Genomic DNA, 21,852 nt, shown 5'->3' with positions numbered 1-21,852 from the left:
AATTTACAGCCTGCCATCGGCTTTTTTATAGACGTTTTTAATATCATAAACCAAGCAGCCGTCTAAATTTATATTTTTAAATTCATCATGCGCCACGGCTATCACCACGCAGTCGTAGTCTTTTAGCTCATAGCTTTTTAGCGGCGTTATGCCGTATTCGCGCACGACTTCGGCTTCATCCACCCATGGATCATACACATCGACCTTACAACCAAAATCTTTTAGCTCGTCTATCACGTCTATCACGCGAGAGTTGCGGATGTCCGGGCAGTTTTCCTTAAAGGTAAGCCCTAGCACCAAAACGCGGGCTTTGTTGATGAGCACGCCGCGCTTTATCATCAGCTTTATGACCTGATCGGCGGCGTATTTGCCCATGTTGTCATTTATGCGGCGACCTGCCAGGATGATCTCTGGATGATAGCCCACCTCCTGCGCTTTGTGCGTGAGGTAGTAGGGATCTACGCCGATGCAGTGACCGCCGACTAGCCCCGGACGGAAATTTAAGAAATTCCACTTCGTCCCCGCAGCCTCTAAAACGGCGTTCGTGTCGATACCAAGCCTTTCAAATATCATCGCAAGCTCGTTTATAAAGGCGATATTGATGTCACGCTGCGTGTTTTCGATGACTTTCGCGGCTTCGGCGACCTTGATAGACGGGGCTTTGTGCGTGCCGGCAGTGATGATCGAGGCGTAAATTTCATCTACCTTGTCCGCGACCGCAGGGGTGCTACCGCTCGTGATTTTCTTGATCTTTGTGACCGTATGCTCTTTATCGCCCGGATTTATGCGCTCTGGCGAATACCCGCAGAAAAAGTCCTCGTTAAATTTTAGCCCGCTCTCTTCAAGCAGCGGCACGCAAATCTCCTCCGTCACACCCGGATACACCGTGCTCTCATACACGACGATGTCGCCCTTTTTTAGCACCTTTGCGACACTTTGCGTTGCCTTTATCACGGGCGTTAGATCGGGGCGCTTATTTTTATCAATCGGCGTAGGGACAGTGACGATGAAAAAGTTGCAGTCTTTTATGTCGTCTAAATTTAGGCTAAATTTCATCCCATTTGCTATCGCCTTTTGCATCTGCTCATGACTAAGCTCCAACGTGCGGTCGTGAGCGTTTTTTAGCTCCTCGATGCGGGCGCGATTTACATCAAAGCCTACGACTTCGTATTTCTCACTAAACGCCGCCGCAAGCGGAAGCCCAACGTAACCAAGTCCTACAACTGCTATTTTCATTTTTTGACCTTTGCATTTTTTTCTTCAAATTTTTCATAAAGCCTGTATTTTACGATGACATCTTTTGGCGCTAGGATCTTTATATCGCTCGCACCGCCCGTGTATGGCAAAATGGGCTTAAACTCATACTCTATCTCTTTGAGCCGCTTTTTATCGTCAGGGCAGAGCATCAGGCTCGTCGCGACCTCATCGCCGCCTGTGAATTCATAATAATCGCCAAATTTAGCGGAGTTTTTCTCCTCCATCTGCCCGCCGAGCAAAAACTGGTAATTGCAGTCAGCCTGCATCTTTTTGGCAAAGACGACTTCGACTTTAAAGTCCCATAACGGCGCTTTCATGGGTTTTAGCTTTATGACATTCATCTGCATCGCCTCCGCCCCAAACATCAACGTCGCAGCTGCCAAAAAAGACAAAATTTTCCTCATCCTTTCACTCCTATCTGAAAATATTTAAATCCAAGTTCGTTTAAAATTTTAGCGTTATATTGATTGCGCCCGTCAAAGATCACGGCGCTTTTTAGTCGCTTTTTCATCTCGTCAAAATCAGGCGATCTAAACTCGCTCCACTCGGTCACCAGCACCATCGCGTCCGCGTCATTTAGCGCGTCATACTTACTCGTGACGTATTTTAAATTTGAGTTTGGTAGATATTTTTTAGCCTCCTCGCTCGCTTTTGGGTCATACGCCCTGACTCTCGCGCCGGCGTTTTCGAGTAAATTTATGAGAACGAGCGAGCTAGCCTCCCTCATATCATCGGTATTTGGCTTAAAGCTAAGCCCCCAAAGCGCGATACTCTTGCCCTTTAAATCTGCACCAAAATATGCAGAAATTTTATCAAACAACACGCGCTTTTGCGCCTTGTTTCGGCTCTCGACTGCGTTTAAGAGCTCCGGCTCAAAGCCATTTTGTCTGGCTGTGTAGATGAGCGCCTCGACATCTTTTGGAAAGCAGCTGCCACCGTATCCGCAGCCTGGATAAATAAAGCTATATCCGATGCGCGCGTCAGAGCCGATGCCTTTTCGCACCAAATTTATGTCAGCTCCTACTCGCTCGCAGATGTTTGCGATCTCATTTATGAAGCTGATCTTGGTCGCCAGCATCGAATTTGCTGCGTATTTGGTCATCTCGGCAGACTTTACGTCCATCGCGATGAAGCGGTCGTGATTTTTCATAAACGGCGCATAAAGCTCGCGCATAACGCTCTCGCCCCACTCGCTGCTAGCCCCGACGACGACGCGATCTGGCTTTAAAAAGTCCTCGACCGCCGCGCCCTCTTTTAAAAACTCGGGGTTGCTCACGACTTCAAATTTCACGTCCAAATTTCGCTTTTTTAGCTCCGCTGCGATCACCTCGCTCACGCGCTCGCCCGTTCCCACTGGGACGGTCGACTTATCCACGACAATGAGCGGGTGGGTCAAATTTTGCCCGATGCTGCGCGCCACTTCAAGCACGTATTTTAGATCTGCTTGTCCGTCTGCGCCCATCGGCGTGCCGACTGCGATAAACAGCACCTGAGCGTGCGATAGCCCGTCCGTTATGCGCGTACTAAATTTTAGCGTGCCGTTTGCGTAGCACTCCGCCACGATCTCGGAGAGACCTGGCTCATATATCGGCACGACGCCACGCTTTAAATTTTCGATTTTCGCGCTATCCACGTCGATACAGATGACGTCGTTGCCCATTTTGGCAAAGCACGCACCACTAACTAGCCCCACGTATCCGGTGCCGATGACTGCTATTCTCATATCTTTTTCTCCCATTCCAGCGCGGTTTTGACGATAAATTCAAGATCGTCTCGCTTTGGCTTCCACGTCGTTTTCTCGCGTAGCTTGCTCGAATTTGCAATGAGTACGGCAGGATCGCCGTCCCTGCGCGGCGCGTGCTCTACCTTAAAATTTACTCCGCTTACCTTTTTAGCGATCTCCACGACCTCTTTGACGCTAAATCCTCGCCCGTAGCCCACGTTAAATACCTCGCTTTCGCCGCACTCATTTAAAAACTCTAGCGCGCTTAAATGTGCGTCTGCAAGGTCGCTCACATGGATGTAGTCTCTCACGCAAGTGCCGTCCTTCGTCGCGTAGTCATCGCCAAAGATACTCATGCTCGCGCGCTTGCCAAGTGCGGTTTGTGTGGCGATCTTTATAAGGTGCGTCGCGTTTGGGTAGTTTTGCCCGATGAGCCCCTCCTCATCGGCTCCGGCGACATTAAAATAGCGCAAAATGGCGAATTTAAAATTTGGGTTTGCTAGCGCGTAGTCTTTGATGATTTGCTCGCTCATCAGCTTGCTTCGTCCGTATGGATTTATCGGATTTGCCGCGCTTTGCTCTGTCACCTCCGGCACGTCAGGCTCGCCATAAACAGCAGCCGTGGAGCTAAAAACGAATTTATTCACGCCAAATTTTTGGCAATACGTTAAAATTTTCGCTACATTTGCGGTGTTATTTAGGTAGTATTTTAGCGGCTCTTGCGTGCTCTCAAAAACCTCGATGAATGCGGCAAAATGGATGATCGCGTCAAATTTGCCCCGTGCAAAAATTTCACTTAGATCATCTTCTAAATTTGCCATTACAAACTCAAATTCGCCTATATTTTCGAGTGTTTTTATTGCCTGGCTTGAGCCTTTTGAGAGGTTGTCTATCACGGTGATCTCGTGACCGCCTTGTTTTAAAAGCGCCTTTAATACGTGGCTGCCGATATAGCCAGCCCCGCCTGTTATTAAAATTTTCATCCTAATCCTTCCTAACATGCAAAAATACGGGAAATCTCGGAAGCCCTTTTGCCGTTAAATTTTGATATTTATAGGTTATCACTGAGCCGATCTTTGGCGGGTTCGCACGCTGCTCGTCACTAAAACCCGAGCCTATTTTAAAGCGTTTTTTATCGCTTAAATTTTCGCAAACGACCGAGCCAAGCAGCCCGCTAAATTTACCCTGCCCTGCCTTATGCGCGACCACCACGCACTCGGCGTCGTTAAATTTTTTATATTTTAGCGCGTTTTGACTGCGACCGCGCTCATACGGAGCGTTTGGCTCGCGCAGGACGACGCCTTCGCCGCCAGCTGCGATGATCTCATCTAAAATCTTTTCTAACTGCGCGTTATCTTTTAGCGCAGTTTGCTTGATTATGACGATTTTCTCGCTACTCTTTGGGTTTTTATCTAAAAATTTTTGCAAATTTTCTAGCCGCGCGAGCAGTCCGCCCTGCGCGTCAGGCACGTCAAAAATGTGAAATTTTATCTCGCTCCACGCCAGGGCGTCAGGCGTTTTATCCATCACGACGGACTGGATATTTTCAAATTCGCCCCGCTTCGTGTAAAGCTCGCCGTCGATCGCAAATGGTGGCATGAGCGCAGTAAATTCTGCCGGTGCGCTTAAAATTTTGCCCTTGCGAGAGCGTAAATTTTGCCCGTCCCAGTAGGCGCGCACGCCGTCAAGCTTCTCGCTAGCTAGCCAGCCGCTCACGTTTTGCCCTTTAAATTCGCTAAGCTTTAAAAGCTCAAATTTAAAGGGCTCCTTTATCCGCCCGCTAGCCTCGTCGTAGCAGGTGCTTACCCTCTCTTTATCCGGTTCGCAAGAGGGCAGTTCGGACAATGCAAAGGCAAAATTTAAGACCGTCAAAAATGCGAGTAAAATTCTCATCAAAACCGCCTAATTTTTGCGCCAGGTAACCTCATCAGGGCTTCCCTTGTTTTAGCGAGCATTAGCCTCAAATTTTAGCTCCGTAAAACTCACTATACCACTCGATAAAGCGCGCTACACCCTCATTTACGCTGGTGTTTGGCTTGTAGTCAAAATCAGCGATCAAATCGCTCACGTCCGCATACGTCGCAGGCACGTCGCCAGCTTGCAGCGGAAGGAAATTTTTATTTATCTCGCGTCCGATTTTTAGCTCGATCGCCTTGATGTAGTCCATTAGCTCGACGGGGCTATTGTTGCCGATATTGTAAATTTTAAATGGCGCGGACGAGCTTGCCGGATCAGGTGCTTTCGCGTCCCACGCGGCGTTTGCGCGGGCCGGGTTATCCACGCACTTCATCACGCCCTTTACGATGTCGTCGATATAGGTGAAGTCGCGCTTCATCTTGCCGTAGTTGAAAACATCGATCGTCCCGCCACTAAGCGCGGCTTTAACGAACAAAAACAGCGCCATATCTGGGCGACCCCACGGGCCATAGACCGTGAAAAATCGCAGCCCCGTCGTCGGCACGCCAAAAAGATGGCTGTAAGTGTGCGCCATCATCTCGTTGCTCTTTTTGGTCGCGGCGTAGAGGCTGATCGGGTGATTTACGCCCTCATGCGTGGAAAATGGCATATTTTCGTTGAGTCCATACACCGAGCTTGAGCTCGCATAGACAAGATTTGGTGTCGCGTTATGGCGGCAGCACTCCAAAATATTTAAAAAGCCCGTGACGTTAGCGTCGATATAGGCTTGCGGATTGATTAGCGAGTAGCGAACGCCAGCTTGCGCGGCGAGATTTACCACGACGTCAAATTTATGCTCGCTAAATAGCCTTTTTAGCAGCCCCGCCTCTTGCAGATCGCCTTTTACGAAGCTTAAATTTGGCTTCGTTTTGGAGCGGATCTGCTTGCCCGCCGCGATCTCATCCGTATCAAAGCCGGCCGTTTTTAGCCGCGCGAATTTTAAATTTACATCGTAATAATCATTGATATTGTCAAACCCCACGACCTCATCGCCACGCGCAGCCAGCGCATTTGCCAGATGAAAGCCGATAAAACCGGCCGTTCCCGTCACTAAAATTTTCATCGTTTTTCCTTCATAAATTTCTCGCAATTTTATCTAAATTTTATAAATCACTCGTTATCAAGATCGATCTCTGGCAAGCTAGGCTCGTTTAGCGGCTTGGTCTTGCTCTTTGGGCTTAGATCGCTCGCCTTTTTCAGTAAGCTGCCTAGCCCTTGTTTTGCCAAGTGATTTTGCAGCTCCTCAGGCGTGATACGCTCGCTAATCTCGTAGGTCTCGTCCTTTTCATAGTCGTTTTGATCTTTGAAATCTCCTGAAATTTCATAATCCACCTTGCCCTCAAGCCTACCAAGCTCAAGCTCGACCGCCTCGCAAAATACGCTCGTATAGCCCCTGTGATCGCAGTTTTTAGCTAAAAATTCGCTCATAGAATTTATGCAGCTTGCGTAGTCTTGCTGAGTGATGTTGCCTTGTAAAAGCTCGTATTTTAGGAAAAGCCAGTAGGTATTCAGCACGTCGCTTTCGCAGTATTCGTTGATCTTTTCAAGCTCGTCGTTGTAGTAAAGCTCCAGCACCTGATCGCCGTGGATGTCGTATTTGCCGGGCAAATTTAGGCTTGCGCACAGAGTATCGAGCTTTAGCCCTCTAACAGAGCCAAAGTCGCTGATATGATCGAGCAAATCAAGGTGAAAACGCCCGCTGTAACGGCTGCGGTAGTTTTCCCACTTATTTTTATTCAGCTCTCTGTTTTCGGTCTCAAAATAGGCTTCCACACTTAGATTGTAACGCATGGCTCGCACCATTATCATCGGTAGATCAAAGCCCCGCCCGTTAAAGCTGACTAAACGCGGATTGTATTCGTTTATAAATTTGATGAATTTAGCAAGGATCTCTTGCTCGTTTGCACCCTCTAGCGTGCTGACACGCAGGAATTTGCCGTATTCATCAGCCATCACCGCAGAGATCGCCACGACTTTATGAAACATCACGGGTAAAAACTCGCTGCCGCTAGCGTCCTTTTGCACAGCCATGGCTTCGAGCGAAACGGACATATCATCGCCCTCAAGGCCGTAAATTTTACGTATCAAATTTGTATCAGGTATCGTCTCACAGTCAAACACGCAGATATAACTCTTTGCCATTTTAGCCCTTTTTTAAGCAAAATTTTATAAAATCATACCAAATTTAAAATTTAAAGTTGATAATGCAAAGTAAAAAACCGCTTAAAATCGCTATCGTAAAGCTCTCGGCGCTTGGCGATATCGTCCATGCCGTCATCGTTTTACAATTTATCAAAAAGCATGCCCCGGATGCGCATATAACGTGGATCGTGGACGTGAGATTCGCTGAAATTTTAAAAGATCACCCGCTGATCGACGAGCTCGTCGTCGTGCCTTTGAAAAAAAGCTTTAAAGAGAGCTTTAAAATTTTAAAACACCTTGATAAATTTGACGTGGTGATCGACCTGCAAGGCCTCTTAAAATCAGCGATAGTCACGCGTTTATTGGGCAAAAACACCTACGGCTTCAGCAAAGAAAGCGCCAAGGAAAAGATCGCCAGTAAATTTTATAAACATAAATTCAGTATCGATTACAACGAAAATATCATCGTTAGAAACCTCGGTCTAGCCGTGTTTGCGATGGATTTTAAATTTAGCAAAGATGAAATTTTAAATAAAGAGCCGTGCTTTGAAGTGCATGGTAAAAAGCCGCAAAATGCAGGCAAAAAACGCATCCTGATCGCACCGTTTGCTAGTGAAGAGAGCAAGTGCTACGATAAATTTAAAGCCGTGATAAATCTACTAAAAGAGTATGAGATCTACGTCTGTCACGGCAATGCCGCAGAGCTTGAAAAGGCTAAAATTCTAGTTCAGGGCACGCATGCCATGCTACTTGAAAAGATGAGCATAAAGCAGATGATAGACTTTATAGCAAGCTGCGATCTGACCATAGGCAACGACAGCGGGCTCACGCACATCGCATGGGCGATAAATGCGCCATCTCTCACACTTTTTGGCAACCGTCCAAGCCACAGGAACGCCTACGAGACGCCGATAAATTTACTGATCGATATGGGCAGGCAAATAGACGCCAGGAGTATCGATAAAAACGACTTTTGCATACGCGAGATCTTTCCCGAGACGGTCGCAAATTTCGCCAGAAAGATACTAAATGGATAAAATTTATCTTTTTGGCTTTTACGCTCTGAAATTTTTGATAGCTGCGACTCCAAAATGCGTCTATACCGCTATCGTAAACGCTTTAGCCGCCATTTACATGAGGCTTGGCAAAAAGCGCTTTAACATAGTGATGACAAATTTAAACCTAGCCTTTGGCGAGAGCAAAACACACGAGCAAAAGCTCGAGATAGCCAAAAAAACGTATCAAAATTTCGCTAAATTTTTGGGTGTGAATTTCATCCTAAACCAACACACGACAAAGCAAAAGGTGCTCGAGCGAGTGAAATTTAAAGATGAGGAGTATCTGCTGCAAGCCCTAAAAGAGGATCGCCCGATCATCGTAACGACCGCGCATTACGGGCAGTGGGAGCTTTTTAGTCTAGCGATGGCAGCACGCTTTGGGGCCGTGAGCATCCTGGGGCGAAAGCTTGATAGCAAGAGCATAGATAAAATTTTAAGCGCGAACAGAACGCAGTTTGACATCGAGCTCATCGATAAAAGCGGGGCTGCAAAGCAGATGATAAAAGCCCTGAAATCACGCCGCTTAGTCGGCATCCTAGTCGATCAAAACACATCAAAAAGCGACGGCATAGAGGTGAAATTTTTTGGCAAACGCGTGCTTCACACGCCGGCTGCCAGTATATTCGCACAAAAGACGAACGCGCTCATCGTCTCAGCCTTTATCCGCCAAATAGACGACGAAACGAGCGAAATTTGCTTTTTCCCGCCGCTTGATATAAACAAACTGGATAAACAAAATGCTATCTTAGAAGCCACTCAGGCGCAAGCAAGCGCGTGCGAGGCTATGATACGCGCCAAAGCAGACGAGTATTTTTGGTTTCATAGGCGCTTTAAGCACTTTTACGAGGACGCGTATAAATGCTAAGCGTCGTGATACTAACGTTCAACAGCCAAAGATACTTGCGCGAGGTGCTAAAAAGCGTAGAGTTCGCAAACGAGGTCATCGTCATAGACAGTGGCTCTAGCGACGATACGGTTAAGATTTGCAGCGAATTTAAAAATGTGAAATTTCACTACCAAGCATGGCTTGGCTTTGGCAAGCAAAAGCAATTTGGCGTAAATTTAGCCGGTAATGACTGGGTCTTTGTGCTAGATAGCGACGAGATCATACTCCCGCCACTTCGCGATGAGATAAATGAAATTTTAAAAGAGCCGAAATTTATGGCTTACCGCGTCCCTAGGCTAAATTTATTTTTTGGCAAAGAGGTGCGAAACATGGGGCTTTACCCTGATTTTAGCGTGCGACTTTTTGATAGGACATACGCAAAATTCGATGGACGCGAGATCCACGAAAAGGTCGTAGTAAACGGCGAAACTAGCGAGCTAAAAAATCCATTTTTACACCACGCATACGAGAGTATCGAGCAGTTTATTGATAAGCAAAATCGATATTCTAGTCTTGGCGCTAGGCGAAATAAATTTAAAGCCGTTTTAAATCCCGCGTGGACGTTTTTCAAGCTGTTTTTTTTAAAAGGCGGGTGGCGCGAAGGGTGGCGCGGCTACGTGATAGCAAGGCTTTACGCACAGTATACGTTCTGGAAATACATAAAATGAAAATTTTAGTCATGAAATTTAGAAATATCGGCGATGTGCTGCTGACGACACCACTTTTAGAAAATTTAAGACACTATTTTCCTGACGCGATCATCGATTTTGCACTAAATAAAGGCACCGAGGCGATGATAGAGGGCAACCCAAACGTGCGAAAGATCCACATCTACGACCGCGCTTTAGCTCGTAGTGGTGGGCTTTGGTGGCGGATAATGACGGAATTTAAATTTATCCGAATGATCAAAAATGAAAAATATGATATCGCGATACAAACGACGACCGGCGATCGTGGCATCATCATCGCAAAATACGCCAAAATAAAAACGATCGTAGGCTTTGACAGCAAAAACAAGGCTGTCAGTAAATTTATAACGCATAAAGTGCCTAAAATAGGGGGCACTAGACATACAGTCGAGCTAAATTTAGACACGCTCAGAGCCTTAGGCCTTAAGCCTGCGAGTAAAAAAGTCAGCGTTTATTTTGATGAAAAATGCCTGGACGGTGTAAATTTACCCGAGAAATTCGTCCATTTTCATATGACTAGTCGCTGGATGTTTAAATGCACGAGCGACGAAGTCATGGCGGAACTTATAGACTTTTGCGAAGACAAGCTTGGGGTAAAAGCCGTCATAACCGCGGACAAAAACGAAGAAGAAATGAGAAAAGTCAGCGCAGTTTTGGCGCTTTGTAAAAGCAAACCACTAAATCTTGCCGGCAGACTCAGCCTAAAGCAAACCGTAGCGTTATCAAAACGATCACTAATGTTTGTCGGAGTGGATACGGCGATCATGCACATAGCCGCGGCAAACGACGTGCCTGTAGTAGCGCTGTTTGGACCTAGTAACGCGCAAGAGTGGGGAGCATGGGATAATGCGCTAAACGAAAGCGGCTATACTAGAAAAAGTGGAAATCAAAACATGGGTAGGCATACGGTTTTTCAAAAAGACTGGGAGTGTGTTTCATGTGAGAAAGCCGGCTGTAACGATACTCGCATAAGTAGGTGCTTGATAGAATTTAGTAAAGACGAGATAGATAAAATAAAACAAAAAATAAGAGAAAAAATACAATGAACATACTTCATACAGAAACGCTTTACAACTGGGGTGGAGAGCAAAACAAGGTAATGAACGAGATGGGATTTATGCGCGAGCTTGGGCATGAGGTCTATCTTTTTTGCAATCCGAATTCCGAAATTTTAAAGGCCGCAAAAAGTGAAAATTTTAACACGATAGAATGTGAGATGAATAAGAAAAATTTTCACAAATCGATCCCCGCGCTTTGCAAAACAATAAAAGAAAATAGTATAAATGTCGTAATAACTCATGCATCAACAGATAGCTGGGTCGGTGCGATAGCCGGGCTTTTATGGCGCAAAAGAGGAGTTAAATTTCTAAGGGAAAGACACAACATGTTTCCTATAAAAGGCATTGTGTCGAAATTTATGCACAAAAAGATGTTTGATAAAATAATTGCCGTAAGCAAAGATGTGCAGGAAAATTTACAAAATATTGGAGTAGAAAATATTTTTTTTATGCCTACATCAATAAATTTTAATAAACTAAATAGTACAACAAGTGACTTCAAAGATGAATTTGGTCTCTCTTCACAAAGCATAACGATCGGTATGTTTTCAAATTTATATCGCAAAAAAGGGGTTTTCGAATTTGCAAACGCTATTAAAAAAATAATTAACAATAATGATAATATAATAGCAGTTTTTGGTGGCAATATAAATGAAAATACAAAAAATGAGATATTGCAAATATTTGATGTAAATTTGCATAATAAACTCATTTTTACTGGCTTTAGAAAAGATAATGCAAACATAATAAAAGGCATTGATATTTTTGCTTTTCCTTCCCATACTGAGGGCATGCCAAACGCTTTACTTGAAGCTATGGCTTTGTCTAGACCAATTGTTGCATTTGATATACCGCCAATGAACGAACTTTTGGCAAATGAGAGGGGAATTTGTGTGCCATTTTTAGATGATGAAGCTCTGGCAAATGCTTTGAATTTATATATTAATGATAAAAATTTAAGAATTTTACACTCATCAAATGCTTCAAAATTTGCAAAAGAAAATTACGATATAACAAGCTTAAAAAATAATATAAAAATTCTTTTGGAGAGCCTATGAATATACCTATTTTGATATTAACACTTCATCACGTTTCACCACAAAAAGACAGCATAACGATACATCCGGAGCTGGTAAAAAAAGCTCTTCAAAGCGTAAAAGATCAAGGCTATAAATTTATCTCATACGCTAAATTTAAAGATATGGCTTTTGGACGTATAAAAAGAGAGCCAAAAAGCGTTTTATTGACATTTGATGATGGATATTTCGACTTTTATAGATACGCATACCCTATATTAACCGAGCTTCAAACCCCTGCAGTTGTGTTTTTGATAACAGATAAAATAAATGATTTTAAAAGAAAAAATTTTAATCTTGAGCCAAAACCTCACAGCGAGCTTGATTATAAAGAAAATATAGAATATTTTCTAAATTTAGATGAGATAAGAGAGCTTTATAAAAGCGGTTTAGTTGAATTTGATAGCCATACGGCAACACATTTCTCTTGTAAAAGCGACGATGAAATAAGACTAAAAGATGAATTCGATCGTTCCTATGAAAAGATAAAGGAAATTTTCCCTAATAAACAAGAATTTGGATTTTGTTGGCCAAAAGGACATTTTAACAATACGGCGATGAAAGTCATCAAAAATACAAACTATGCCTTTGCTTTTAGCGTGATAGACGGTGGTTTTTGTGATGGCGACGATATGTTTAAAATACACCGAATAGACATATCAAACAACGCAAAAAATGATAAAGCTTATCTATTTAGGATCAAAAAGAAGCTTTTGTTTTATAGTATGCCTATCATAGGTAATCTTTATTCAAAATTTAGAAATAAAAAATTCAAATAAATCCATCTACTCATTTTGAGTCGTTTTTTGTCTATTTTGAAAATCAAAAGCTATAAAAAAAGATACGAATAGGATAATTTGAGGTGTTAAATAATTCTCAAAGAATCCTCGTACGATAAATGATGACACTATGCTACCACAAAGCGCTAGAAACAATAAATTTGAAGTGCCAATATACATTTTGATACTTTTAAAAAACATATATAATATCAAAATAGCCAGCATAAATGCTCCAAGAACACCACTATGATAATATTGCCCTATAATAAGAGGCTCGTCATGAAAATATCTATATCTACCAAGCTCATCTTTACCTCCGTTTACGCCAAGCTCTCCTATTTTTTGACTATGATCATGTAAAAAATTTATATACTGCTCTTTACCGTATCCAAGCCCCCAAAATGCTCTATTAGAATTTATTATAAGGGGCAATCTAAGCTCAAGTATCTGCATACGACCCGAACCGTCGAGCCCTTGTTTAAATCTACCTTTGAGCATGTCGGAATTAAAAATCGCAAAAATAGAAATACAAATAAAAATCATAATGCAAATAAAAATAGTTTTTTTATTTTTTATAGCTGTCAAAAACGATTTGTTACATTTAAATAAAATAATTCCTACAACTAAAAACATACTAACCACAGCAAGCCAAGAACCCCTAGCTCCAGTTAGTAAAATCATAAATAATGTAACAAATATACAAACAATAAAAAATGATTTTAAAATTTTATTAGCACAAATTATTGCACCCAGAAATAAAAAAGGAAAATATAAATCAAATTCTCCTGCATATTCTCTACTTACCATCCTATCGTCTCCATTATTTATATCAAGCATGGTAGTAAAATTTTGTGGGTTCCATAAGTTTATGGAATAATCTAAACTAAGCCATAAAAATGAAAAAATAACGCTATAAAAAATAATATAAGACTTAATTTTAGCTCCGTCAAACCAAAACAACATAAGAAGCATAAAAAATAATGGACGCTTTATGTAACGCAAGGTAAGCGTAAAGGATGATACTTTTACATTATTAGAATAAGGAAAAAGCGAAATTATAAGCATAATAATGCAAAAAACGAGAGCAATTATTATTATAAGCTTATATTTTTTAAAATTCCTTCTAAAATTTAAAAAGATATTTTCCTTATTTATTAAATAGTCCAAAATAAAAAATAGATATGCTCCTATAAAAGATATACTTTTTATTGCCGTTAGATGGCCACGAAATTCACTTATTAGATAAATACAAACAAAAACTAAAACACAGTTATCAAAAAAAGTCTCTTTTTTTAGAAATTTTATACTTTTATTCATATTCTAGGCCTTAAATTCACTTATTTTTCTACCAGAAAAAATATTATTTATTTTATTAAAAGTATTGAAGATTTTACAAATTTTTTGATCATTTTTTATCTTGCTAACCAGGTAAAGCAAAAATTTATACTTCATCCTTAGCTTTTTAAACCCACTGCTTCTCAAAATTTTACCTATATCATCTTTTAAAATTTTGAGCCCTATTATATAATTTTTATTGCTTAAATCTGCCTTGCAAAAAATAAGCGACAGATAAACACCCTTTATCTTTCTAAACTCCAACATGGAGATGATTTTATCGTCATTTACACCGTTATCATTACAAAATTTTATCAAATCATCATAGACAAATTTATGATCTTTTATGCCTTTTAAGCTTTCAAAGGCACTTGTGTTATTTTCTCCCATACGGTAATGATAGTATGCCTTATTTAGCTTAGCTATTTTTCGGGCTTTATAGACAAATTTTAGCGTCGTATCAAGATCATCGCCTAAAAATATACCGTTTGGAAAAGGAATTGCCTTTAAAAGAGATGATCGAACCAGTTTATTTACAGCGTTGTGACAAACTCCTTTTGAGACGATAAGTCTCTTAAAATACTCATTTTTATCGATTATTCCATCATCTATTTTAAAGTCCGTTATATATTTTTGATGGGTTTTATAATCTCTAATCATATCTGTCACTACAACGTCAGCATCAAATTTAACAGCCATTTCATAAGCATCTTTTGCATAGTCGCACTCTACAAAATCATCACTATCTATATTTATGATAAATTCACCCCTAGCTAAACCTATGCCAATATTTCTAGCCGAGCTCGCTCCTTCGTTTTGTTTTGAGATGACTCTTAGTCTATCATCATTAAAATTATTTAAAATTTTAAGCGTATCATCGGTACTACCATCATCCACCACGATGACTTCTATATCTTCTAGGCTTTGATTTAGCAAGCTATCTACACAAATTTTTATATATTTTGAAGCATTATACGCAGGAACGACAAAGCTTACTTTTTTATCATACATAGGATGACCTTTTGGTGTTTGCATAAACTAAAATTCATATTTTTAAGCCTTTAAATTTTTTATTGCTTTGTAAAGATAAAATTAATATTATACTGACCTAAGACTTAAAAAGGTAAATATGAAAAAAATCGTATTTTTACGGCTTAATCCAAACGCCGTGGGCGGGGCGCAGCGCTATCTGTCGCGTCTCATAAAAGCCCTGAAAAACGACGGCATAGAGTGCGAAGTGTGCGCATTTACGGGCAGCAAAAGGCTAAGCTCGTGGCTAAAAGCCCTAAAATTTAACGCGCAGGCAAAGCGGCAAAAGGCGGCGGACGAGCTTTATTTTAGCTTAGAGCGCATCACGAGCGCAGACATCTACCGCGCAGGCGACGGGGTGCATAAAATTTATATGAAAACTAAGCTCTTTTGGTGGGCAAATCCGCTAAATTTCGTCTATCCGTTTTTGGAGAAGCGATGCTTCGCAAACGCCCGTAAAATCATTGCAAACTCAAATTTTATCAAAGCGCAGATCGTCGCTGCTTACGGCGTCTTGCCAGAAAAAATCGTCACGATATATAACGGCATAAATTTACCGCAAAAAGTCGAAAAAGGCAGCGCGAAAATGGCACTTTGCGAGGAGTTCGGGCTAGACTATCATTTACCGATCGTTTTGTTTGTCGGAAGCGGCTTTAAGCGAAAAGGCGTCAGCGAGCTTTTGACGCTTGTTTCTAAACTCAAAACGAGCGTAAATTTGATAATCGTCGGCAAGGACAAAAAGCTAAATTCGTATAAAAATTTAGCTAAAAAATTGGGCGTGAGTGCGCTATTTACGGGTGAGCAACGAAGTACGGCTAAATTTTACGAGGCGAGCGACATCTTTATCTTTCCGACACGCTACGAGCCGTTTTCAAACGTCGTTTTAGAGGCGCTTAGTTACAAAAACGTCGTTTTTACGACCGCTCAAAACGGAGCGAGCGAGATTTTGGACGAAAAATTCGTGATGAAAGACGCGAACGACGAGAGTGTTTTAACGCTGATCGAACAAATCTTAAACGGCCACGAGCTTTTGCTAAAATTTCAGGACGAGGCCGCCCGTCTCGCGCAAAATTTCACTATCGAAAAAAACGCCAGACTCACGCTTGAAGTCATCGAAGATGCACTAAAATGAGGGTTTTCATCGAGCTTCCGACTTGGCTGGGCGATGCAGTGATGGCGAGTGCGGCGGTCGAAAATATCGCGGCAAATTTCACACAAGCAAAGCTCACATTTTTTGGCTCGTTTGCCGCCTGTGAGCTTTTTAAGGCGCATCCAAAATGCGAAACGGCGATCATCGATGAGAGCAAAAAGGCTAAATTTAGGGTTTGGTGGCTGTTTAAAAACGCGCGCAGACTTAGTAAATTTGACGCGGCGTTTAGTTTTAGAAGCGGACTTGCGAGTAAATTTTTGCTTTTTTGCCTGCGTGCGGAACGTAAATTTCAGTTTCAAAAGACCGCCGCTAGCCTCCATCAGGTGCAAAAATACCTAAATTTCGTGCAAAGCTCGCTAAATTTAAGCCACGTTACACAAAATTTGAGCCTAAATTTTACTCCGTGCAAATTTGACGCGCCCGTGCTCGGGCTGAATCCTGGTGCGAGCTACGGTAGCGCAAAACGCTGGTATCCCGAGTATTTTGCGCAGGTTGCATTAAAATTTAAGGATAGATTTAGCATTGTCATCTTTGGCGGTAGCGGCGAGCTTGAAATTTGTAGCAAGATCGAGCAAATTTTAGCCGCAAATGGCGTAAAATGCGACAACCTAGCGGGCAAAACCAGTATAAAAGAGCTGTGCGAAAAGATCGGCGGCGTAGGGCGAAGCGGCGGGATATTCGTCACAAACGACAGCGGTCCTATGCATATCGCGGCGGCGTTTCATGTGCCTACCATCGCGCTTTTTGGGCCGACGAAATTTAGCGAGACCAGCCCGTGGCAAAACGAAAACGCGCGGATCTTGCACCTAAATTTAGAGTGTATGCCGTGCATGAAGCGTGTCTGTCCACTAGGTACGCATGCGTGTATGAAAGGCTTGACGCCAAATTTAGTCATAAAAACGATAGAAGAAATTTTGGCTTAAATTTATTTAAAGATCATTTGATTGCCGCTAAGATGTTTATCGTAAAACCTTGAAATTTTGTCTTTGAGGCTACTTTTCTTTCGTATAAAAAGCGTATCTACTAGGTTTTTACGATCTCTTTGGGCTTGAAGATTTGAATTTTGTATATCTACCGGGTGAGTGAAGATATTGCTAAAATACATTTTAAGATTCACATTATTTAATAGCGTCGCCCACCTATCAACCACGTAAAGCCCGCTTTTATGAAAGTCCAGTAGAGCTTTTGCGCTTTGTCTTGTTACGATATATGCAGCGCCTCTATAAATACTGGCATAAGAATATGGAGAAATCAAAAATAAATCGTTATTTAGCCTTTTCCCAAAAGCACGAAAACGGCTACTTAGTCCGTCTTGAGCGCCACACACAAAGATACTATCCTCACTTATCTTTTCGCAAAGCTCAAAAGCTCTTTTGATATCATCATCGTTCCCGACAATGTCATCTTCAAAAATCAGACCAAATTTCGCCCCACTGTCTAAAAACCGCTCATAAGCACAGGTATGCGAGATCGCACATGCCACCTCAGTAGGAGATAATAATATGGTTTCTACTGCCGGCATGTTTATGGATTTAAGTAACGAGTCTAACAAAATTTCATAATATTTAGTAGCGCTTAAATTTTTAGCATCAAAAGCATCGATCATTTCAAATTCGTCATAGCTTTTAAAATTTTCTCTCAGCCTATCTCTGCGCCACTCGTCTTTTTGCAAAGATATAACATATACAGGATATTTTAACACCATAAATCCTTTAAATTTAGGTGTATTATAAAACATAAGCTTTTAAATGATTATAAAAAATCATACATCAACCCCCAAGAGCTCATACCCTCAGGCCCTTGGGGTTTAGTTTTAGAATTTATAAGATACGCTGACTTTGAAATTTCTACCCGGCTCCCACTCTGCATTGCCTGTTGCAAAGTCTTCTGATTGTTGAGTTTGAGAAGCGTAAGCTTTATTAAACACATTGTAAAGACCTGCGTTTATCTCCAATCCCTTAAATCTACCGCTATCTGGCATATAAGTCACATACACATCGCTCACTGCATAGCTTGGTAGCTTGACGATACTATTGCTGCTAGCTGACATTGCATTTTTCTTAGCAAAATAGATCAGATTATATCCGAGTAACAAATCAGCCTGCGGGATAGTGTATTCGGCATTGAATGTATATTTATCACCCAGATCACGGTAGCCTAAGTAAGTAGAGCTATAAAATGACGTTCCTGCTGCATTGCTAGCTACTCTATCTTTATATTTTACTTTTTGGTGAGTGTAGCCAGCTGCTAGGCTTAATGTATCTAAATTTAGCCTAGAAAATATCTCTACGCCGTCTATATCGACATTTCCTGCGTTTCTTCTAATTACGGTAGAATTTATCGCTCCGCGCGCAGCGTTAGTGTCCATTATTAGATTTTTATACTCGGTTCTAAAATATTTAGCAATAAGGCTAATTGACGATCTTTCTGCAAATTCACCCTTGTATCGTCCGCCGATCTCATAGGCGTTGCCAGTCGTCTTTTTAAGATTGTCATTGCCGACCCAGTCTGTATATTGAGTTCCTCTACCTGTGATATAGGTTCCGCTAGCTAGCATACCTTCCATTAGGTCAGGTCCTTTAAATACCCTCGCATAGCTAGCAAATGCCCCAAACCCTTTGCCTATCTCATAATCAAGCGCGATAGCTGGACTTACTGCATCAAATTTATATTTGTAAGTTTTTAAATTTCCAGCTGTGCCATTGTATGTTTTTAGCTCGTGTCTCTCATATCTTACACCAGGCGTTACCGTTAGATCGCCAAATTTGATAGCATCTTCTAAATAAAGCGCATAGTTATTTAATTTTTCAGGAGTTAAATTGGTTGGTTTTGCATAGCTTTCTGAGCGATAAAAGTCAAAGCCATATCTTAAAGTATGAGCAAAGTCTCCAGTATTAAATTTAGTTTTTGCTCCTATTTTTGACCCGACAGTTTCTACACCGATTTTGTCGGCACTACCAATTTTTGAATGCAAGGTATGATCTGTATAGTATCCTGTCACGTCAAGTTCAAGTAGATCACTTGGATTGTAAGTATATTTGATAGTGTGCGTATCGCGCTCATATTTTCTATCGGCGATCACGTTACCACTTGAGTAGTCGATACCAAAATTTGCACGGAAAGGATAAAGCCCTTTATTACTGCATGTGCTCGGTCGAAAGGCTGATCTTGTGTGCATCAAGGAAGCTGTAGCTGGCTTTAAATAAATAGTTTATATCATTGCCATCGCCACCTACTCTATGATTATTTCCACTTTTACCAAAGTTATATCCGTAGTGTTTAAATGCAGCGAGTAAGTCTAGGCTATCCAAGGCTCTACCATAGACCATCGCGCTTTGAGAGTAGCCTTTGTTATTTGAAGTGTAGCCCATTTTTAGCTTAGCACCGATGTCTTGTCCATCTTCAAGTAGATCGCTAGCATCGACAGTTTTAAACGCTACCGAGCCACCAAGCGCACCTGAGCCATTTACGACCGATCTAGCACCGACTTCTATATCAACAGCCTTTATCAGGTCTGGATCGATCAACAAGTCTGAGTTGTGGTGGAAGTTATATCCAGTCTGTTTAGCACCGTCTATCGAGATATTTAAACCTCTATCACTTACACCACGCATATAAATTTTCTGGTGAAATCCACTCGTACCACTCACATAAACGCCTGGTATATCTCTAAAAACGTCTTTAATCAAAGTCGCATTTCTAGTCGTGACCTTTGCCTCATCGACATTTGCATATCCGCCACTACTACTGGTCACCTCGATGGTATCTAGTGAAACGTTTTGTGCAGCCGATAAATTCGCGCTACCCCCCCCCATTAGCACTGCGGCAACTAAAGAAATTTTAATAGCATGACTATCTAATTTCATTTTTACTCCCTATGTTATTTTATTGAATACGATTATCATATCTAAATCGGGATAATATCTAAACAATCTTTAAATAAATCTTAAATTACAAAATTACATTTTAAGAATTCAAGTCCCTAAATTTCAAATTCTAGTCTATTTTGATAATAATTTGACATTAGTTATCAAAATGGCTATAATTGCACAATTTTTTTATTCAAGAGGGATCATGGAACTTTTAAAAGGTCATATAGATTACATCATCATCGGTATTCTAGGCATAATGAGTTTTTTCGTCGTTTGGTATAGCATAGAGCGTATCATATACTATTCACGCGTGGATATCAGGAAATTTTCAAGCATAGAAGTGCTTGAAGAGGCGCTGACTAAAAATTTGACGACGCTTTACATAATATACTCCAACGCCCCGTATATAGGGCTTTTGGGCACTGTTGCAGGCGTTATGATAACGTTTTACGACATGGGTATGTCCGGCGGCTTAGATCCAAAAAGCATCATGATAGGCCTTTCTCTTGCGCTCAAAGCGACGGCATTTGGTCTTTTAGTCGCCATCCCTACGCTTATGCTTTATAACGCTTTCATGCGTAAAGTCGATGTTTTGATAAACCGCTACAAGGTATATGATGCGACTAAATAGAAAAGACGGGCTAAATATCGTTCCTTTTATCGATGTCATGCTCGTTTTGCTAGCCATCGTGCTTAGCATTTCGACATTTATCGCACAAGGGAACATTCCCATTGACTTGCCAAGCTCAGAAAGCGCCCAGCAAGATAAAGAAGAAAAGAAGGTCAGCGTAGCCATCGATAAAGACAATAGATTTTTCATAGATGACGTAGAGATGAACGAAGACGAGCTCAAGCAAAAACTAAACGATATAGATCAAAAAACTCTTGTCGAGCTTAGAAGCGATAAAAATTCTAAATTTGACAGCTTTGTCAAAGTCGTTGATATTTTAAAAGAAAAAGGCCACGAAAACTTTGCTATCTCAACACTCACTGAATAAAGTTTCAAATTACAGCGGGCTGTTTGTATCTATTTTACTGCATGCGGCCGCTTTGATATTTATTTTGCACCATCCGTTTGAGGAGATAAAGCCTGCGGAGAACAAATCCATAAAAATGGCGCTTGAGTCATTTGATATGCCTCAGGCTAAAGCCGAGGTCTCGACGGCACCAGAAATCGCCGAAACGCTCATGATACCAGAGCCTACTCCACCGGCCCCACCTCCTCCGCCACCACCGGAAGTAAAACCGCCCGAGCCTAAGCCTATCCCTCCGGAGCCAAAGCCTGAGCCTAAACCAAAACCAGAACCCAAAAAAGAGCCAAAACCCGAGCCAAAACCTAAACCAAGGCCAAAGCCCGAGCCTAAGAAACAAGAAGAAGTAGCTCAGCCACAGCCTACTCCACCGATTCAAGCGCCTCAGCCAGCTCAACCTGCGACTACAGCGCAGACATCAAGTGCTTCTTCATCTATGCACAACCTACCACCAAACGGCGCAGATAGGGCAGCGGCTCCGGTCTCTAAGATAGGCGAGCTGAATTTGGCAAATTCTGCAGGAGATGAGAATTTCGCCAAGATAGTAAATGCCATCAAAAAGCATCAAAAATACCCTAAAAACGCTCAAAAGATGCGTCATCAAGGGGTCGTAGAAGTTAGATTTTTACTAAAACAAAACGGCTCCGTAGAAGATATAAAAGTCATAAAAAGCTCAGGCTACTCGAGCCTTGATGACGGAGCGATCGAAAACGTAGAGCGCGCGAGCCAAGACTTCCCGACTCTAAACAACAGCTACTACGTAAGTATCCCTATATCGTTTAAGCTTAGATGATTTTAAGGTGTCAAAGGC

At 41.8% G+C, this 21,852-nt stretch carries 22 protein-coding genes and 1 pseudogene; 11 read left to right on the top strand and 12 right to left on the bottom strand.

Annotated features, from left to right (window positions below; translation table 11 throughout):
• Positions 1-3: 3 nt before the first annotated feature.
• From tviB to HMPREF1139_RS08555, 7 genes and pseudogenes are all read right to left on the bottom strand, one after another.
• Complete coding sequence (gene tviB, locus HMPREF1139_RS08585) at positions 4-1,236, bottom strand: Vi polysaccharide biosynthesis UDP-N-acetylglucosamine C-6 dehydrogenase TviB (protein WP_009650992.1); 1,233 nt, start codon at positions 1,234-1,236, stop codon at positions 4-6.
• Complete coding sequence (locus HMPREF1139_RS08580) at positions 1,233-1,661, bottom strand: ecotin family protein (protein ID WP_009651084.1); 429 nt, start codon at positions 1,659-1,661, stop codon at positions 1,233-1,235. Before HMPREF1139_RS08580 ends, tviB begins: the two co-directional genes overlap by 4 nt.
• Positions 1,658-2,980 (bottom strand): UDP-glucose dehydrogenase family protein, encoded by a 1,323-nt coding sequence (locus HMPREF1139_RS08575; protein WP_009651018.1) that lies wholly within the window; start codon positions 2,978-2,980, stop codon positions 1,658-1,660. The genes HMPREF1139_RS08580 and HMPREF1139_RS08575 overlap by 4 nt, the downstream gene beginning before the upstream one ends.
• Positions 2,977-3,963, bottom strand: coding sequence for a UDP-glucose 4-epimerase GalE (galE, locus tag HMPREF1139_RS08570; RefSeq protein WP_009651049.1), 987 nt, complete (start codon positions 3,961-3,963; stop codon positions 2,977-2,979). Before galE ends, HMPREF1139_RS08575 begins: the two co-directional genes overlap by 4 nt.
• 1 nt (position 3,964) lies before the next feature.
• A complete protein-coding gene (locus tag HMPREF1139_RS08565; protein ID WP_009650991.1) occupies positions 3,965-4,873 on the bottom strand; it encodes a DNA ligase in 909 nt (302 codons plus the stop codon).
• 67 nt (positions 4,874-4,940) lie between these two features.
• Entirely contained in the window at positions 4,941-5,999 is a 1,059-nt protein-coding gene (locus tag HMPREF1139_RS08560; RefSeq protein WP_009651092.1) for an NAD-dependent epimerase, read from the bottom strand.
• Between the two features lie 275 nt (positions 6,000-6,274).
• A pseudogene (locus HMPREF1139_RS08555) lies at positions 6,275-7,078 on the bottom strand (3'-5' exonuclease); the annotation flags it as partial.
• A gap of 62 nt (positions 7,079-7,140) precedes the next feature.
• Between HMPREF1139_RS08555 and waaC the strand changes: the two are divergent.
• From waaC to HMPREF1139_RS08525, 6 genes are read left to right on the top strand one after another with little or no spacing between them, the layout of a single operon-like run.
• Entirely contained in the window at positions 7,141-8,115 is a 975-nt protein-coding gene (gene waaC / locus HMPREF1139_RS08550) for a lipopolysaccharide heptosyltransferase I (protein WP_009651070.1), read from the top strand.
• Positions 8,108-9,001 carry a lipid A biosynthesis lauroyl acyltransferase gene (locus tag HMPREF1139_RS08545; RefSeq protein ID WP_009650983.1) on the top strand — a complete coding sequence of 298 codons (894 nt, stop codon included), beginning with the start codon at positions 8,108-8,110 and terminating at the stop codon, positions 8,999-9,001. Before waaC ends, HMPREF1139_RS08545 begins: the two co-directional genes overlap by 8 nt.
• Complete coding sequence (locus HMPREF1139_RS08540) at positions 8,995-9,690, top strand: glycosyltransferase family 2 protein (RefSeq protein WP_009651095.1); 696 nt, start codon at positions 8,995-8,997, stop codon at positions 9,688-9,690. Before HMPREF1139_RS08545 ends, HMPREF1139_RS08540 begins: the two co-directional genes overlap by 7 nt.
• Positions 9,687-10,757, top strand: coding sequence for a putative lipopolysaccharide heptosyltransferase III (gene rfaQ, locus HMPREF1139_RS08535; protein WP_009651028.1), 1,071 nt, complete (start codon positions 9,687-9,689; stop codon positions 10,755-10,757). Before HMPREF1139_RS08540 ends, rfaQ begins: the two co-directional genes overlap by 4 nt.
• On the top strand, positions 10,754-11,827 hold the full coding sequence (locus HMPREF1139_RS08530; RefSeq protein ID WP_009651026.1) for a glycosyltransferase family 4 protein: 1,074 nt from the start codon (positions 10,754-10,756) through the stop codon (positions 11,825-11,827). The genes rfaQ and HMPREF1139_RS08530 overlap by 4 nt, the downstream gene beginning before the upstream one ends.
• Positions 11,824-12,624, top strand: a complete 801-nt coding sequence (locus tag HMPREF1139_RS08525; RefSeq protein ID WP_009651086.1) for a polysaccharide deacetylase family protein — start codon at positions 11,824-11,826, stop codon at positions 12,622-12,624. The genes HMPREF1139_RS08530 and HMPREF1139_RS08525 overlap by 4 nt, the downstream gene beginning before the upstream one ends.
• Positions 12,625-12,630: 6 nt before the next feature.
• Here the strand turns inward: HMPREF1139_RS08525 and HMPREF1139_RS08520 are convergent, their stop codons facing one another.
• Both HMPREF1139_RS08520 and HMPREF1139_RS08515 read right to left on the bottom strand, forming a co-directional pair.
• Positions 12,631-13,941: an O-antigen ligase family protein gene (locus tag HMPREF1139_RS08520; protein ID WP_009650975.1), complete on the bottom strand. Its 1,311-nt coding sequence runs from the start codon at positions 13,939-13,941 to the stop codon at positions 12,631-12,633.
• A 3-nt stretch (positions 13,942-13,944) separates the two neighbouring features.
• The gene (locus tag HMPREF1139_RS08515; RefSeq protein WP_009651050.1) at positions 13,945-14,970 is read right to left on the bottom strand and encodes a glycosyltransferase family 2 protein; all 1,026 of its coding nucleotides are present in this window, start codon (positions 14,968-14,970) and stop codon (positions 13,945-13,947) included.
• 118 nt (positions 14,971-15,088) lie between these two features.
• Here HMPREF1139_RS08515 and HMPREF1139_RS08510 point away from each other — a divergent pair, with 118 nt between their 5' ends.
• A complete protein-coding gene (locus tag HMPREF1139_RS08510) occupies positions 15,089-16,120 on the top strand; it encodes a glycosyltransferase family 4 protein (protein ID WP_009651034.1) in 1,032 nt (343 codons plus the stop codon).
• The gene (gene waaF, locus HMPREF1139_RS08505) at positions 16,117-17,061 is read left to right on the top strand and encodes a lipopolysaccharide heptosyltransferase II (protein ID WP_009651074.1); all 945 of its coding nucleotides are present in this window, start codon (positions 16,117-16,119) and stop codon (positions 17,059-17,061) included. The genes HMPREF1139_RS08510 and waaF overlap by 4 nt, the downstream gene beginning before the upstream one ends.
• 2 nt (positions 17,062-17,063) lie before the next feature.
• Here waaF and HMPREF1139_RS08500 read toward each other — a convergent pair whose 3' ends face one another.
• The 3 genes from HMPREF1139_RS08500 to HMPREF1139_RS11900 form a co-directional block, all read right to left on the bottom strand.
• Complete coding sequence (locus HMPREF1139_RS08500; RefSeq protein WP_231931863.1) at positions 17,064-17,840, bottom strand: glycosyltransferase family 25 protein; 777 nt, start codon at positions 17,838-17,840, stop codon at positions 17,064-17,066.
• Positions 17,841-17,951: 111 nt separating this feature from the next.
• The gene (locus HMPREF1139_RS08495; protein WP_009651096.1) at positions 17,952-19,316 is read right to left on the bottom strand and encodes a TonB-dependent receptor domain-containing protein; all 1,365 of its coding nucleotides are present in this window, start codon (positions 19,314-19,316) and stop codon (positions 17,952-17,954) included.
• Entirely contained in the window at positions 19,276-20,004 is a 729-nt protein-coding gene (locus HMPREF1139_RS11900) for a TonB-dependent receptor plug domain-containing protein (RefSeq protein WP_009651027.1), read from the bottom strand. Before HMPREF1139_RS11900 ends, HMPREF1139_RS08495 begins: the two co-directional genes overlap by 41 nt.
• 208 nt (positions 20,005-20,212) lie before the next feature.
• Here HMPREF1139_RS11900 and exbB point away from each other — a divergent pair, with 208 nt between their 5' ends.
• Genes exbB through HMPREF1139_RS08480 form a run of 3 tightly spaced genes read left to right on the top strand, consistent with a single transcriptional unit; the run spans position 20,213 to position 21,834 of the window.
• A complete protein-coding gene (gene exbB, locus HMPREF1139_RS08490) occupies positions 20,213-20,641 on the top strand; it encodes a TonB-system energizer ExbB (protein WP_009651000.1) in 429 nt (142 codons plus the stop codon).
• The gene (exbD, locus tag HMPREF1139_RS08485; RefSeq protein ID WP_009650980.1) at positions 20,628-21,008 is read left to right on the top strand and encodes a TonB system transport protein ExbD; all 381 of its coding nucleotides are present in this window, start codon (positions 20,628-20,630) and stop codon (positions 21,006-21,008) included. Before exbB ends, exbD begins: the two co-directional genes overlap by 14 nt.
• Positions 20,983-21,834, top strand: a complete 852-nt coding sequence (locus HMPREF1139_RS08480; RefSeq protein ID WP_009651032.1) for an energy transducer TonB — start codon at positions 20,983-20,985, stop codon at positions 21,832-21,834. The genes exbD and HMPREF1139_RS08480 overlap by 26 nt, the downstream gene beginning before the upstream one ends.
• Positions 21,835-21,852: the final 18 nt, after the last annotated feature.

It is taken from the genome of Campylobacter sp. FOBRC14 (assembly GCF_000287855.1).
Classification (GTDB): Bacteria; Campylobacterota; Campylobacteria; order Campylobacterales; family Campylobacteraceae; genus Campylobacter_A; species Campylobacter_A curvus.
This window is presented reverse-complemented; position numbering and strand designations above follow the sequence as displayed.